Annotated in this window: 13 protein-coding genes; 1 reads left to right on the forward strand and 12 read right to left on the reverse strand. The window is 63.3% G+C overall.

From position 1 onward, the window contains the following. Positions 1-31: 31 nt before the first annotated feature. The 4 genes from CKW09_RS16145 to CKW09_RS16160 all read right to left on the reverse strand — a co-directional run bounded on the left by CKW09_RS16145 (position 32) and on the right by CKW09_RS16160 (position 4843). A complete protein-coding gene (locus tag CKW09_RS16145) occupies positions 32-2596 on the reverse strand; it encodes an autotransporter family protein (RefSeq protein ID WP_095098311.1) in 2565 nt (854 codons plus the stop codon). A gap of 266 nt (positions 2597-2862) precedes the next feature. After that, positions 2863-3156, reverse strand: a complete 294-nt coding sequence (locus tag CKW09_RS16150) for a DUF2623 family protein (RefSeq protein WP_095098314.1) — start codon at positions 3154-3156, stop codon at positions 2863-2865. Between the two features lie 131 nt (positions 3157-3287). Continuing rightward, the gene (locus CKW09_RS16155) at positions 3288-3875 is read right to left on the reverse strand and encodes a nitroreductase family protein (RefSeq protein WP_061797504.1); all 588 of its coding nucleotides are present in this window, start codon (positions 3873-3875) and stop codon (positions 3288-3290) included. 86 nt (positions 3876-3961) lie between these two features. Next, on the reverse strand, positions 3962-4843 hold the full coding sequence (locus CKW09_RS16160) for a LysR substrate-binding domain-containing protein (protein ID WP_061797505.1): 882 nt from the start codon (positions 4841-4843) through the stop codon (positions 3962-3964). Between the two features lie 119 nt (positions 4844-4962). On the opposite strand from CKW09_RS16160, the gene CKW09_RS16165 reads away from it, so the two are divergent. Next, positions 4963-5598: a flavodoxin family protein gene (locus tag CKW09_RS16165; protein WP_061797507.1), complete on the forward strand. Its 636-nt coding sequence runs from the start codon at positions 4963-4965 to the stop codon at positions 5596-5598. Positions 5599-5640: 42 nt separating this feature from the next. Here CKW09_RS16165 and CKW09_RS16170 read toward each other — a convergent pair whose 3' ends face one another. From CKW09_RS16170 to ssuD, 8 genes are all read right to left on the reverse strand, one after another. Continuing rightward, positions 5641-6858 (reverse strand): acyl-CoA dehydrogenase family protein, encoded by a 1218-nt coding sequence (locus CKW09_RS16170; protein WP_061797509.1) that lies wholly within the window; start codon positions 6856-6858, stop codon positions 5641-5643. Then, positions 6855-8309 (reverse strand): MFS transporter, encoded by a 1455-nt coding sequence (locus CKW09_RS16175; protein ID WP_095098317.1) that lies wholly within the window; start codon positions 8307-8309, stop codon positions 6855-6857. Before CKW09_RS16175 ends, CKW09_RS16170 begins: the two co-directional genes overlap by 4 nt. A 183-nt stretch (positions 8310-8492) precedes the next feature. Next, entirely contained in the window at positions 8493-9368 is an 876-nt protein-coding gene (locus tag CKW09_RS16180) for a MetQ/NlpA family ABC transporter substrate-binding protein (RefSeq protein WP_061797512.1), read from the reverse strand. Between the two features lie 2 nt (positions 9369-9370). Continuing rightward, positions 9371-10075: a methionine ABC transporter permease gene (locus tag CKW09_RS16185; RefSeq protein ID WP_061797514.1), complete on the reverse strand. Its 705-nt coding sequence runs from the start codon at positions 10073-10075 to the stop codon at positions 9371-9373. Beyond that, positions 10072-11091, reverse strand: coding sequence for a methionine ABC transporter ATP-binding protein (locus tag CKW09_RS16190; protein ID WP_061797515.1), 1020 nt, complete (start codon positions 11089-11091; stop codon positions 10072-10074). The genes CKW09_RS16185 and CKW09_RS16190 overlap by 4 nt, the downstream gene beginning before the upstream one ends. A 7-nt stretch (positions 11092-11098) precedes the next feature. Further along, positions 11099-12505, reverse strand: coding sequence for an LLM class flavin-dependent oxidoreductase (locus CKW09_RS16195; protein WP_061797516.1), 1407 nt, complete (start codon positions 12503-12505; stop codon positions 11099-11101). 85 nt (positions 12506-12590) lie between these two features. After that, positions 12591-13973 (reverse strand): FAD/NAD(P)-binding protein, encoded by a 1383-nt coding sequence (locus CKW09_RS16200; RefSeq protein WP_095098320.1) that lies wholly within the window; start codon positions 13971-13973, stop codon positions 12591-12593. After that, positions 13973-15145: an FMNH2-dependent alkanesulfonate monooxygenase gene (ssuD, locus tag CKW09_RS16205; RefSeq protein ID WP_095098323.1), complete on the reverse strand. Its 1173-nt coding sequence runs from the start codon at positions 15143-15145 to the stop codon at positions 13973-13975. Before ssuD ends, CKW09_RS16200 begins: the two co-directional genes overlap by 1 nt. Positions 15146-15410 lie beyond the last annotated feature (265 nt).

A 15410-nucleotide genomic window follows, 5' to 3' on the forward strand; every position in this document is an offset into this window, starting at 1 on the left:
GGCGTTTATCACTTCGGCCATTCCTTGCCGGTCAGAAGGTAACCTGCAGCTGGGCGTTAACCGAATTGGCCTGCAGATCCGCACCGTATTGCCCCTGATAGGAAATCCCGATACGCGTGGAGCGCGTCAGCTGAACATCGACACCCGCGCCCACTATCGCCACATCCTTATCGATCGGCGCTCCCTGGGTCGTGAAAGCGTCGCCGGTGGCAAACGCCATCCTGGCCGAGGTGTCCGTATCGCCATAGGCATGCTGCCAACCCAGGGTGCCGTGCAGCGTCAGATCGACACCGCCCAGCGGGAGCTCGCTTGCACCACGCAGCCCCAACGTCGAGTAGAAGGTATTCATGGTTTCGTCTTCGACGCGCAACGCCGCCGCCCCGCCCTGTTCCTCAACGTTGTCGGTATGCAAGCGCACATAGCTTAGATTGGCGAAAGGCTCCGCGCTGACCGTCTCATTCCCCAGCCGATAGCCCAGCTCGGTGAACGCATGCAACGCGTTGGCGTCGTAGTCAGCGGACAAGCGATCCGAGAATGTGCTGAAACCGACATTGCGCGTGCTTTCAATGCGATTCCAGGTATATCCCAGGCCGCCGCGCAAGGCGAGCGCATCCTTTTGGCCGCCGGCATACAGACCGAGGTGGTAGTTATCGCTATGGCCGGAGGAGGCGCGGTTATCAACATCGAAACGGGTGCGGCTGTAGCCCGCATAGGCGCCGGCCCGCACGTTGTCGCTGAACTCACGATCGGCGCCAACCAGGAAACCGCCGGTATCGCTGTCGAGCTTGCCGATATTGCTGTCGCCCTGAGTGCGCGTCCAGGTGCCAAATGTCTGCCCCCAGGCGCCGTTGCGTTCGCGTTCGCCCCCCTGCACCAGGCTCATGGCCATTGGCGGCACCGGCAAGACGCCGTTATCGTCAAACATCGTCAGCATATGCTGATTAACGACATTGCCGACCAGCATGCTGCCCTGTTGCAGGCTGGACTGCACCGATGCGAACTGTTCGCCGGAAAGCTGATTGAACGCCTCGCGCGCTTCCGACGCGCTCAGCATCAATAACCCATTGTACAGGGCCAGTGAAGGACCTTCCTGCGCCAGGGTCCCCAGCGCTCCGGCGGTAGTCCATTGGTTGCCCGTAGTGGCGACGGTCTGGAAGATCCCCGTCGACCCCGCATTGCCGTCGCCACCGCCGGTATTGCCGTCATCGCCGCCGGTATTGCCGTCACCGCCGCCGGTATTGCCGTCATCGCCGCCGGTGTTGCCGTCGCCGCCGCCGGTATTGCCGTCACCGCCGCCGGTATTGCCGTCACCGCCGCCGGTATTGCCGTCGCCGCCGCCGGTGTTGCCGTCGCCGCCGCCAGGCGTACCCCCACCGGTATCTTTTTGTGCGATAGCCAAATAAACATATTGCCGGTCGCGGGTTAACGTTGCGTCGAGGAATGCCGACTTCAGCACCGCCTCGCTGAACATGCCCTTGATCCCGCCGCCCGAACTCAGAATGCGGTAGCTTTGCCCATTCTGGTAGCTGGTATGCGGGTCAAGCGCATTCACCAGCACCTTAACGTTATTGCCGATCGTCGTCTCGCCCTGCATGCCCAACTGATCGCTGCGGCCGTCCGCGGCAATGTCGACGTCATAAAACGATCCGTCCTGGAAAGTCAGCCAGCTTCTAATCGTCAACTTGCCAATATCGCCATCACCGGGGGAAATATGCCCGCCGGTTTCCACCAGGGTTCTGCCAAAGGTTCCTTTGCCGCCCAGAACGCCCCCGGACTTGACGAATGCCGACGTTGAAAACGCGAGGCTACCGGACCCGGAGCCAGAAGCAAATGTGCCCGCCGTTCCATTGATGATCAAGGTAGCCCCATCCTCAACGGTCAACGCCTGATACTTGTAAGCAGTATCAACTTCCGTATTGACGTCGCTATTGAGGATCAGCTTCCCGCCTTTGGCAGTAATGTTCCCCTCGAAAAAAAACATATCCCCGCTTAAAGTTGTTTGCCCCGCGTAATTCAGGATCGTCGCGAACCCATCTATTTTATTTTTTAGTTCATAGTCATTTGAATTATGATTAAAAATAATATCGGCGTCGGGAATAAATCCAAAACTGCTGGTATGTATCACCGTATTGTCATCAATGACTCCGGGTGCCTGCGCCGCACCCAACTTTACTTCTGGGTATGCCCAATCAGGCTCATTCGGGTCATATTCAAAATGAGCATCGCTGCCAATGACCAACGCACCAAGATTCAGGTATATATTGCCGCCCTGGGTATTTACAAATGAATTTGCCCCGCGCAGAACCAACAACGCCGAAGACTCGACCCCTACGTTCTTTATATATATGTTTTTGGCATTTAACCCACCGCCGTCTATCAATAATTTTCCATCATTCATTGCCGAACCGATAGTCACATTGCCGTCATAGGATACCGTTTCAGTGATGCGATGATCGCCCTCAAAGACGACATCGTCCGCACGAGCAAGATCTATATTCCCGACGATCGTCAATGGCGCAATGGCCAATGCAAGATAGAGTTTGGATAACCGGGTTTTTACCGGTGATGGATAATACCCCCAGAGTATATTCACCATTTTCTCCTTGTTATTTTGGCAGTTAATAATTTTTAACCTTATACATTGCTGATATTCGAACGCAAAAAAAGAGCCGGCAGCGGCTCTGAGAAGCTCAATAAGATTGGCATAGGCAGGGGGATCTCGCCATGCAGGCGGAAATTTTCAGATTATTTCGGCATTGCCAGAGCCGTGTTCCAGGCGCAAATCCGGCATTGCCGTTAAATCATCGTCAGCCAAAACCGGCAATCCAGTACGGTTTGCCGGCAGGAAAGTGCGGGGAACCGTTAATTTTTACCCGGCCGGTTATAGCCGGCACAAAAGAACTTTTCCGCCAGGCGGCTGGCGCCGCCGGAGAAAAACTCGCCCATTGACTCACCGCCGAGGCCATAATCCCGGCACAGCCTTCCCGCTTCGAACGCCGCCTGATTCTCATCGCCGGTGCTTTCCGCCAGACGGTGCGCATAGCCCAGCACGAAGCCGCGTTTGTAGTCGGAGCAAAACTTCGACAGTTCCGCCGCCGGTTTCAGGTTCTGCGCTTTTAATCCCGCCAGCAGCCCCTTGCCGAAGTGATTGCCCATGGTGGACTCCATTTCATACCGATATATAAATAATTATGCAGCGATTGACGGCAAGGGAACATACCCTCCGGGTTTTATCCGCGGATTTGAGGCATAAAAAAGCCCGCCAAGCGGGCCTCGATCGGATTCGGTCACAGGCTGAAATTCAGCCCCTCAATCACGGTTTTTTCCAGCTGCAGGCGGCCCGAAGGGATCTCTTTATCCTGCAGGAAGTCCGGCAGGCGCGATTTATCGCCCGGTTTGCCGATCGCCACCATGCCGTGCACCACGTAGTTGTCCGGCAGCTTCAGCGCGGCCTTGATTTTATCGTGGTGTACGCCGCCCATGCAGTGGGTCAGCCAGCCTTTCAGGTGCGCCTGCTGCGCCAGGTTGGCCCAGGCGGCGCCGGTGTCGAAGGAATGGCTCGGGTTGCCGACTTCCTGCTCGCCGTTCACGCTGGTGGTTTTGGAGATGATCACCACCAGCGCCGAGGCGTGCTGCGCCCAGCTGCGGTTGAACTCGATCAAAAACTCCAGGTAGTCTTCCCAACTGTCGGAGCCGTGCTTGCTGTAGGCGAAGCGCCACGGCTGAATGTTGTAGGCGGAAGGCGACCAGCGCGCCGCTTCGAAGAAGCTCAGCAGCGTTTCATCGTCGAGCGGATCGTTTGCCAGCGCGCGCGGCGACCAGCGTTCGATAAACTGCGCATCAATCGGGTAATCAGGGATTCTGGGCTGACTCATGGGGCGTTCTCTCGTTGAAGTGAATACGGAAGTTATCTGATATTCCCACACCTTATGCCAGAAAAACTTCTATTTTGTGCGCTGATTCAGCGCGGCAGTTCCTGCTGCAGCCAGGACAAAAACGCCCTGACCGGCGGATGGCGTTCGCGGCCGGGCGCGCACAGCACGCTGTAAGCGGCGCCCGGCACGCGGATCTCCGGCCTGACCGCCGCCAGCAGGCCATTGTTCACCAGATCGGACACCATCACCGAACTGGCCAGCACCAACCCCTGCCCGGCCACCGCGGCCTGCAGCGCATAATGTTCCTCATCGTAACTGCGCAGCGCCGCATGCCGCCGCCACCAGTCCACCCCCGCGGCCTGGCACCAGTCGCGCCAGCCGGTATCGTACAGCGCGGAATCGCCCCATTTGACGGTGATCAGCACCGGTTTCTTCGGCTCAGCGGCGGCAAAGCCCGGCGCGGCGTACACGCCAAACGACTCTTCCAGCCGCGCCGCCTGATGCAGGGCGGGATACCGAGCGCGGCTGTAGCGCACCGCGATGTCCACGCTGGCGTCCTGCTGCAGATCGATCACCTCGGCGCAGGCTTCCAGCCGCACCAGATAATGCGGATAGGCCTGATAAAACCGGCCCAGCCGCGGCACCAGCCACAGCGCGGCGAAGGAGTGCGTAACGGAAACGCACAGCGATCCGGCGCTGGGCACCGGCCGCAGCGTCTCCAGCGTATTGGCGACGTCCAGCAAGGCGCCGTGCACGCCGCTAAACAGCCGCTCGCCCTTCGGCGTCAGCCGTACGCCGCGCGGCACCCGTTCAAACAGCGCAAAACCCAACTGCTGTTCCAGGCTTTTGATCTGATGCGAGATCGCCGTTGGCGTCACCGCCAATTCCTCCGCCGCCAGCTTGAAGCTGCGCAAGCGGGCGGCGGACTCGAAGGTGCGCAAGGCATTGACGGGCAGCGTGGCGAACATGACGGTGGCTCCAATAGATGAATTTAACTCATCCTGGCAGAAAAGCCGTCATTTGTCGCCCGGCGCCGTTATCTTCTAGATTAGGGCCGGTAACCTCACCCGCAACGCTGGAGACTGACATGAGCACAACTCATCAACCGAAACGCCTAATCGTCCTGGTCGGCAGCCCGCGCCGCGACGGCAACAGCGCCGCCCTCGGGCAGGCGGTCATCGATGGCGCCACCGCAGCAGGCAGCGAGGCCAGCCTGCACTTTATCGACGACTACGTCAGCGGCTTTCTCAGCGACGAGCGGCATGCGCCGCCGGCGGACGATCGCTACGCCGAACTGTTTCTGGAGCGTTTTCTGCCGGCCGATGCGGCGGTATTCTGCACGCCGGTTTATTGGTACGGCATGTCGGCGCAGACCAAGGCCTTCTTCGACCGCTCCTTCAGCTTCTATTCCGACGCCTACCCGCAGGCGGAGCAGGTACATCGGCGCATGCGCGGCAAACGCATCGGGCTGGCGGTGGCTTCGGAAGAAACTTACCCCGGCGCGGCGTTGGGCATCGTGCATCAGATCCAGGAGTTCAGCCGCTACACCCATTCCGAGTTTGTCGGCCTGGTCCACGGCGCAGGCAACAAGCGCGGCGAAATCGCCCGCGACCCGCGCGATCCGCTGCAGGCGGCGCGCGCGCTGGGACGCGAGATCTTCACCCGCAGCTACTCCGACTACCGCATGGACAGCCCGCGCAGCACCCAGGTGTGGCCGGAGTAACCTGACCGGGCGGCCTCGCCGCCCCTGACTTTCGCCCGTTCCTCAGCCGCCGCTGCCGATTTGCCAGATAAAGGTCGGCGCATGGCGGTTAATTTCCCAGTCGCCGATGTCGCGCGCCTTGTAGATCACCGGGTTATGCGAAGAAAGCGTGCGGGCGTTGCGCCAGTGGCGATCCAGCGCCTTGCCGGTGCGGGTATCCGAGGCGCCCAGCGCGTTGAACAGCTCGCCGGCGGCGCGCTGCACCCATTCCCCGGCGATCACCTGCGCCCTGGCGGCATCCAGTTCCGCCGCCACGTTAAGCGCCTGCAGCCGCGCCTCATCGCCAGAGTCATGCGCCTCGTAAGCCTGCTGCAGCGAGGCGGTCGCCTTCAGCACCGTCGCCTCCACCGCGTAAGCCCAGGCGCTGATGTGCCCCACCACCTGCTGGATCTGCACGTCGTCCTTCACCCAGCCGGCGTTGCCGTGGCTGTAGACCCTTTTGCGCCGCCGCACCCCCTCGCCGACGTCACGCAACACCGCGCGGCCAATGCCCGCCAGCGTCGCCAGCAGCACGTGCTGGTAGAACGCCGTCTGGTAACGAAAGCGTTCGGCAAAGTCATACACGTGCGCCCGCTCGACCCGCGCGTCGATAAACCGCGTGGTGCCGCTGCCGGTGGTGCGCTGGCCAAAGCCGTCCCAGTCGTCGTCGCGCTCCACGCCGGGCTGGCCGACGTTCACCACGGCGATCACCGCGCCGCCGTTGTCGCTGCGCTCGGCGTAGACGTCGATCCAGTCGGTGAACAGGCTGCCGGTGCTGTAAAACTTCTCGCCGTTGAGCAACCAGCCGTCGGCCTGCGGCGTCACCCGGGTGTTGACCTGCCCCAACTTCACGTCGCCGATCTCGGTCCAGCCGCTGCCGACCAGCTCGCCGTCGAGAAAGCGCCGGAACCAGCGATCGCGCTGCGGGTCGTCCGGGGCGTTCAGCCGATCTTCGACAAAGGCGAAATGCGCCCGCAGCGCCTGCGGCAGGTTGGAATCCGCCTCCGCCAGTTCGGTCAGCAGTTCGAACAGCTGCGGCAGCGAAGCGCCGTCGCCGCCCTTCTCGCGCGGAATGCGCAGCGCGCCGAAGCCCGCCTCTTTCAGCCAACGGATCGGCTCGTGCGGCAGGGTGCGCGACAGCTCACGCTCCACCGCGCCGGCGGCGATGTCGGCGAAAATGGGCCGAAAACGCGCGGCCAATTGCTGATAGTCCGCGCCGGTGGATAACAGATGCTGAGTCATGGCAGTTTCCTCTGTGGTTGGGGCGATTCGCCCAGGTCGTCGATGTCGTGCGCCGTCGGCTCGAAGCGAATGGCCAGCAGGAAGGCGATGGGGATAGCCGCCGCCAGCGAAACAATCCAGAACATGTCGGTGCCGAAGTGCGCCTGCAGGATCGGCAGAATAAACAGCGCCAGCGCGCTGCCGATGCCGGACAGCGAGCGGCCGAAGCCGACGCCGGTGGCGCGGATCGCCGTCGGGTAAGACAGCGCCGGGTAGATCATCATCTGCGCGCCGGGGCCGAAGCCTTCGGCGAACAGCCACAGGCCGAGCATCAAAATCGCCAGCCCGACGCCGAACGCCGCCTGCGGGTGGCCGATCAGCGCCAGCGAAATCAGCGCGATAAACTGCAGCGCAAAGCCGGCGATCGCCACGTGGCGCGACGGGTACTTCCACGCCAGCCGCATGCCGAGCAGGCCGCCGGTAAAGGCGAACAGCACGTTCAGCCCGAGCGAAGCGGAGATGGTTTCAAATACCCCGGCGCCGAGAAACTGCGCCAGAATCGACGGCAGGAAGAAGGCGATGGCGGTGTATTCAAAGGAAATGCAAACGTTCATCACGCTGGAAACCAGGGTGCGTTCGCGGTATGGCTTCTGAAACAACACGCGGAAGCTGACCTTCGGCGGCGGCGGCGGTTTGGCGGCGTCAGGTTCCGCCTCATGGGCGGCGATGCCGTAAGACTCGCGCAGGATGCGCGCCGCCTCTTTCAGATCGCCCTGATTGGCGGCCCACAGCGGCGACTCGTTCATGAACTTGCTGCGCACCATGATGATCAGCAGCGCCGGCACGGCGCCGAAAATCAACGAGGCGCGCCACAGCCAGTCGGCGTGTTCGGCCGGCAGCAGAAAATAGAGCGCGAAGATGATCAGAAAGCACACCGACGACGCGGCGTACCACATCGGGCACCAGGCGGCCAGGCGCGACGCCTTGTTGGCCTTGCCGGTGAATTTGGAGAACTCGGCCAGGTAGGCCATCGCCACCGGCAAATCGATGCCGACGCCGATGCCCATCAAAAAGCGCGCGCCGATCAGCACCCAGACGTTGGGGGCCAGCCCGGCGGCAATGGCGGAAACCACAAAGAACAGCATATCGGCCATAAACACCTGGTAGCGGCCGTACCTGTCGGTCAGCCAGCCGCCGACCAGGTTGCCGAGAATGGTGCCGACCATGATCGACGAGGTCACCACCCCGGTCAGCAGCGGGCTGAGGCTGAATTCGCGCACCACGTCGTCGATGCCGTAAGACAGCGTGGTCAGGTCATAGGCATCGAGAAAAACGCCGCCCAGCGCCAACAGCACTATCATGCGCGCATGGGTATTTTTCTCGCTGCGTTGGTTAATCAAACGCGCCACATCGCTGGCCGAGCCGATGGGCGCAGATAACGGCGGTGCGGTATCAATATTTAAGGTACTCATAGTTTCCTCGTTGCAATTGGCGGGTGACACCTCGTTTATAGGGTGAAACACGCACGCCGACAAACAACAAATTTCGCTATAAATATGATTAATATCAATTAATTACATAAAGTTACGACGTAACGAAAATGCCGGATTAACCCGCGTTAATCCGGAACTCATCCCCCTCATCCCGAGCGGCGATTATTCTGCCGATACCGGCACCAGCACGCCTTGCACCAGCGGATCGTCGGTGCTTTTCAGCCACGCCTGCAACCGGGGGTCGGCGAACGCCTGCTGCAGCTTGCGAATGTTTTCGTCCTGCAGATAAGGCGTGCCGATCACCAGCTGCGAGGCGAAGGTCTTCGGCGCCGGCGGGAACAGAATGCCCTTCTCGCGCGGCACCTTGCCGGCGTCGAACTGCGACACGTAACCAATGGCCGCATCCACCGAGTTCAGCGCGCGCGGCATGGTCAGCAGGTCCAGCTCTTTGAAGTTGAAGTGGCGTTTGTTCTCGCGAATGTCTTTCAGCCTGGCGGTGCGCGCCTCGATCGCCGGGTCAAGCCCGATCAGCCCAATGCGCTGCAGCAGCCACAGCGCCTGCCCCTGATTGGCGCCGTCGTTGGGCACCAGGATCTCCGCGCCGTCCGGCAACGCGGCGATCGACTTATAGCGGTCGGAATAGATGCCGAACGCCCACTGGAACACCGGCAGCGTCGGGGTCAGCTTGAAGCCGTTGGCGTCCACCACCTGCTTTAGCCACCACTGGTGCTGGTAGAGAGTGGCGGCGTACTGCCCCTGCGCCACCGCGCGATCGGCCTGCACCGGATCCTGCAGCCCGACCGCCTCCAGGCGGAGGCCGTAATCCGGCGCGATATGTTCGCCGACGTACTCGATCACCCGCTGTTCTCCGGCCATCGCCGGCTCAAAATGCACCTGCAGCGTGCTGCCGAACTGCACCGCCTGCTGCTGGCGGGCGGTGAAGTGCCAAACCGCGGCGGCGATAATCACCACCGCCGCGATACCCACCGGCCACGGCCAGCGTTTCTTCTTCGCTATCTCAAAGTCGTTGTTAGGCATGATTAAAAGGTTTCCTGATGATGACGCAACGCGGCGACCAGGCGGTCACCAATAAACTGGATCAGTTGAATAGTGGCGATCAGCACCACAATGGTGGCGATCATGATGTGATTGTCGAAACGCTGGTAGCCGTACACCACCGCCAGATAACCGATGCCGCCCGCGCCTATGGTGCCGGCGATGGCCGAATATTCGATCATCGAGATGACGTTCAGCGTGATGGCGGCGACGATCGCCGGCAGCGCCTCGCTGAGCTGCGCCCGGGTGATTATCTGCCAGGTCGAGCCGCCGGACACCAGCCCCACCGCCGTCACCTCCGGCGGCAGTTCGCGCAGCGCGTTTTCCACCAGCCGGGCGAAAAACGGAATGCCGGCGACGATCATCGGGATCACCGCCGCCGGAATGCCGATAGTGGTACCGGTCAGCCAGAAGGTGAACGGAATAATCGCCGCCATCAGCACCAGAAACGGCAGCGAACGGCCCATGTTCACCAGCCAGCTCAGCGCCCGGTGCAGCGCCGGCCGCGGAAACAAGCCGCGCGATGAAGTGTTGAACAGCACCACGCCGACCGCGCCGCCGATCGTCACCACAAACAGCATCACGATACCGACCATCAGCCAGGTTTCGCCGTAGGCCGGCAGCATCAGCCGATGGATCTCGTTCCAGGGAGTGTCCTGGCTCATCACGCCGTCAGGCAGCGTCTTCATACCGCCTCCCGCAGCGCCAACCGCTGTTCCAGCACCTCGGCGAGAATGCCCAACCGCCGCAGCTCGCCCTGCAGCTCGGCCACCGAACGCGAACCGCCGCCAAAACGCACCGCAATTTCCAACCGCCCGGCCAGGCTGCCGCCCACCACTTCAACGTGGCCGCCCAGCAGATCGATCTGCACGTCGAGCTGGCGGCTGATGCGGCTGATCCAGTCGGTGGCCGCCGGCTGGCGGGCGGAATAGGTCACCTGCAGCCGCAGCGCGGCGTCGGACGCCAGCGCCTTCAGCGGAAACAGCTGGCGGCCCAGCAAGGAATCGGACGCCGCCAGCAGCTCGCGCACCGGCCCCTGCTGCACAATCACGCCGTCGCGGATCTCGGCCACCGCGTCGGCGGCGTCGCGCACCGCGTCCATCTCGTGGGTGATCAGGATGATCGACAGGCCATAGTCGTCGCGCAGCTGTTTAAGCAGGCCGAGAATGGCCCCGGTGGCGTCCGGATCCAGCCCCGAGGTGGCTTCGTCCGCCAACAGCACCGACGGATTCAGCGCCAGCGCGCGGGCGATGCCGACCCGCTGGCGCTGGCCGCCGGACAGCTGCGCCGGGTAAAACGCCGCCTTGTCCGCCAGCCCCACCGCCGCCAGCAGCGTCTTCACCCGCCTGTCGATATCGCGCGGCACCACGCCCAGATAGGCCAACGGCAACGCGATATTCTGCCAAGCGGTTTTGCGCTGCAGCAGCGCGGAAGACTGAAACACCGTGCCGATCGCCCGCCGCTCCCGGCGCAGCGCCTCGCCCGACAGCCGCGACAAGTCCTGGCCGTTGACCCGAATGCTGCCGCCGCTCGGCCGTTCCAGCAGGCTGATGCATTTCGCCAGCGTCGATTTGCCCGCCCCGCTGGGGCCGACCACCGCGGTGATAGATCCGGCCGGCACCTGGAGCGAAACCCCCTTCAGCACCTCAATCCGCCGCCCGTCCGGCGCGCGGTACGCCTTGTGCAACCCCTCAATCTCTATCATCGCATCCTCACTTGACGCTCAGTTCGTCGGCCAACGGCGCGCCGGCCGGCCAGCGGTAGCCCACCGCCGGGTGCGGCTCCGCCAGGCGCGGCCCCTGGTTGAACAATTTTTCCCGCAGGGTGCCCGCGGCGTAGTCGCGCTTGTACGCCCCGCGCTTTTGCAGCTCGGGGATCAGCAGTTCCACCACGTCGGTGAAGGTCTCATGGGTGACGGCGTAGGCCAGGTTGAAACCGTCGACGTCGGTTTCCTCCACCCACGCCTGCAGCTCGTCGGCCACGGTTTGCGGGCTGCCCACCAGCAGCGGGCCGAAACCGCCGATGCCGACCCATTCGGCGATGCCCTGCACCGTCCATTCGCGGCTGGGATCGGCGCTGGAGAAGGTTTCCACCGCCGACTGAATGGCATTAGTGTGCAGATGCTTCAGCACCTGATCCGGCTGATACTGACCGAAATCGATGCCGGTCCAACCGGACACCAGCGCCAGCGCGCCTTCGTAGCTGGTATAGGATTTGTATTCCCGCCATTTTTCCTGCGCCTGCCGGTCGGTTTCGCCGACGATCACCGTCTGCAGGTTGAAGATCAGAATGCTGCGCGGATCGCGCCCTGCCTCGGCGGCGCGGCGGCGAATGTCGGCCACGGTTTTTTTCAGCAGCGCTTTCGAGGGCGAGGCGACGAACACGCATTCGGCGTGCTCGGCGGCGAACTGCTTGCCGCGGCTTGAAGCGCCGGCCTGATACAGCACCGGCGTGCGCTGCGGCGAAGGCTCGCTCAGGTGAATGCCCGGCACCTGGAAAAACGCCCCTTGGTGGTTGATCGGATGGATCTTCGACGGGTCGCTGAAGATGCGTCGCCGGCGATCGCGCAGGATCGCGCCGTCTTCCCAGCTGCCTTCCAGCAGCTTGTAAACCACCTGCAGGTATTCGTCGGCATAGTCGTAGCGCGCATCGTGATCGGTCTGCGCCTGGTGGCCAATGTTGCGCGCGCCGCTCTCCAGATAGGAGGTGACGATATTCCAACCGATGCGCCCCTTGGTCAGGTGGTCTAGCGTCGACAGCCGGCGGGCGAAAGGATAAGGATGCTCGAACGACAGCGAGGCGGTCAGCCCGAAGCCGAGATGCTCGGTGACCAGCGCCATCGGCGTCACCAGCGCCAGCGGATCGTTGACCGGTACCTGGGTGGCCTGGCGAATCGCCGCGTCGCCGCTGCCGTTCAGCACGTCGTAAATGCCCAGCACGTCGGCGATAAACAGCCCGTCGAACTTGCCGCGCTCCAGCAGGCGCGCCAGATCGGTCCAGTATTCAAGATCCTTGTACTGCCAGGAACGATCGCGCGGGTGCGCCCACAGCCCCGGCGACTGATGGCCGACGCAGTTCATATCAAAAGCGTTAAGGCGAATTTCACGTTGCGATGACATAACGATCTCCACAATTATCTGCCGGCCGCGGGCGTTGCCGGGCCGGATATCGGTTTTTTAGGATGTTAAAAACGGGAATGGACGATCAGCGTGAGGCTGGACATCGCGCCAGCAGGTATTGCGCGACGCTTTGGGCATGTTCCGCCACCTGCGGCAGCCCCATCAGTTCGCCGAAGCGGCCGCGCGCCGCCGGGCCGGCCACCAGCAGGCGCGGGTTGGCTCGGCCGTGGCGGTCAATCGCCTGGCTGTCGGCGCTGACCAACAGCCCCAGGCCGAGCGGGTCGGCGCGCAGCACGCCCTGCTCCGCCAGCCCGCCAAGCAACGGGCCGCTGGCGAGCAGCCCGGCGTGCGCCGGCCCGGTGGTGACCAGCAGCCGCTGTACCCGCAGGGTTTCCGCACCGCCGCCGCGCAGCGCCAAATCCAGCCTGACGCCCTGCGGTTCCAGCTCCGCACGTTGCAAACGCGCCGCCAGCACCCGCAGGCTGCCCGCCGCGCGTTTTTCTTCCAGCAATGTGCTGACCTGCGGTGCGATGCGGTAGCGGTGCACGTCCCAGTAGGCGCGCAGATGGCGCAAAAAACGCCGCTGCTCCACCGGGCTGAAGGCTTGCCACAGCCGCTGGCCGTTGGCGCGAACGTCGTCCAGCACCGCCTGCCAGGGCACTTGCTGCGCGGCGGCGCGGGCCACCTCAAGCCGCACCTGTCGCAGCCAATGGCCGAGCTTCGGCGCCGCCGGCGCGATCGGCCAGGCCGGGTAATCCCCTTCGGCGTTGGGGCGCGGCAGCAGGCCATGGCGAGAAAACGCCACTATCTGCCCGCGATGCCCGCGCCGCCGCAGCGCCGCCACCGCGTCGGCCATGGTCAGCCCGGCGCCGACGATCGCCAGCGGCTCATCCGCCGCCACCTGTTCCAGCGCGTCCGCCGCCCAGGGGTTGGCGATCAGCCGGGCGCTCTGCGCCAGCCCGGCCGAAATCTGGCGCGGCGGCGACGGCGGCGGATGACTCACCGCCAACACCACATAGTCGCCCCACAGACGTTCGCCGCTGGCGGTCGTCACCGTCGCCCCCTGCGCATCCGGCTGCAGGCTCACCGCCCGGTCGCGCAGATGGCGCAGCGAGGCGCTGCCGGAACGCGCCGCCTGATGAAACCGTTGCTCAACGTAGCGGCCAAAGGCATTGCGCTGCGGGTAAATCTTGCCGTCGCGCCACAACGCCTGGGGATCGGTTTCCAGCCCGCCGCCGCTGCGGAACCAGCGCTCGAAATCCCCCTGCGGCTCGCCGGCCAGCTGCATCTTGTCGGCCGGCACGTTGATGCGGTGCGCCGGTTCTTCGGTGGAGTACGCCACCCCATAGCCGGGCGCGGCGCGCGGCTCGATCACCGTCACCGCCACCTCGCCCTGCGCCAGTTGGATCGCCAGCGCGGCGCCGGTGAAGCCGCCGCCGATGATGATGACGTGCGCACGCGTTGTCATCAGCCCTCCTTCACCGTCTGGCCGGGGCGTTTGTCGCCGCCGATGGTCTCGCCGAACGGGCCGGTATTCACGGTGCGCGCCGCCTGATTGGCCGGTTGCGACAGCGGCAGCAGCGGCATCACCAGTTCGGCGAAGCGGTGCGCCTCTTCCAGGTGCGGGTAGCCGGAAAGGATAAAGTTATCGATGCCCAGCGCCTGATATTCGCGAATGCGTTCCGCCACCTGCTGCGGATTGCCCACCAGCGCGGTGCCGGCGCCGCCGCGCACCAGGCCGACGCCGGCCCACAGGTTGGGGCCGATGCGCAGGCCGTCGCGCGAGCCGCCGTGCAGCGCGCTCATGCGCTGCTGACCGGTGGAGTCCATGCGGGCGAAGATCTTCTGCGCCGACGCGATGGTGTCTTCGTCCAGGTGTGCGATCAGCCGATCGGCCGCCGCCCAGGCTTCCTCCTCGGTTTCCCGCACGATAACGTGCAGGCGAATGCCGTAGCTGAGTTTGCGCCCCTGCAGCTCGGCGCGCTGGCGCACCACCGCCAGCTTTTCCGCCACCTGCGCCAGCGGCTCGCCCCAGGTCAGGTAGGTATCGATCTGGTTGGCGGCGATGTCGATAGCCTCCGGTGACGAACCGCCGAAATACAGCGGCGGGCCGTTTTCCTGCACCGGCGGAAACAGCAGCTCGGCGCCCTCGACGCGAATATGCTTGCCGTTGAAATCGACCTTATCGCCCTGCAGCAGCCGCTGGTAAACCTCGAGAAACTCCTGCGTCACCTCATAGCGCTCGGCGTGGCTGAGGAAAATGCCGTCGCCCTTGTTCTCCACCGGGTCGCCGCCGGTCACCACGTTGATCAACAGCCGCCCCTCCGACAGCCGGTCCAGCGTCGCCGCCATGCGCGCCGCCAGGCTCGGCGGCTGCAGCCCGGGGCGCACCGCCACCAGATAGCGCAGCCGACGGGTGATCGGCGCCAACGCCGCCGCCACCAGCCAGGAGTCCTCGCAGCTTTTGCCGGTGGGGATCAGCACGCCGTAATAACCGAGGTTGTCGGCGGCCAACGCCACCTGTTGCAGATAGGGCAGATCCACCGGGCGCCCGCCCTGGGTGGTGCCGAGATAGCGGCCATCGCCATGGGTCGGCAAAAACCAGAAGACGTTGATGCTCTCTTTCACGGACTCAGTCATTTATGCATTTCCTATATAACCATTACTGATTTTTATCGATAGAAAGTTTTTGTTTGGTTATAAATCTGATAGCAGGATGCATGCCAGCCCCGATTATTTTTAAAATCATTAAAAATCAAACAATTGAAAACAAATCGGCGGCGAAAAACTGTTGCGTTGGCAACAGCCGGTGCTGATGAGCTGCTGCAAATGCAGCAAAGCCCGCGGCGGCCCCCCTCGCCGCCGCCGCTGCGCTGGGATAAGATTTTTCCTCCGTTCACCGCAG

Source organism: Serratia ficaria (genome assembly GCF_900187015.1).
Lineage (GTDB): Bacteria > Pseudomonadota > Gammaproteobacteria > Enterobacterales > Enterobacteriaceae > Serratia > Serratia ficaria.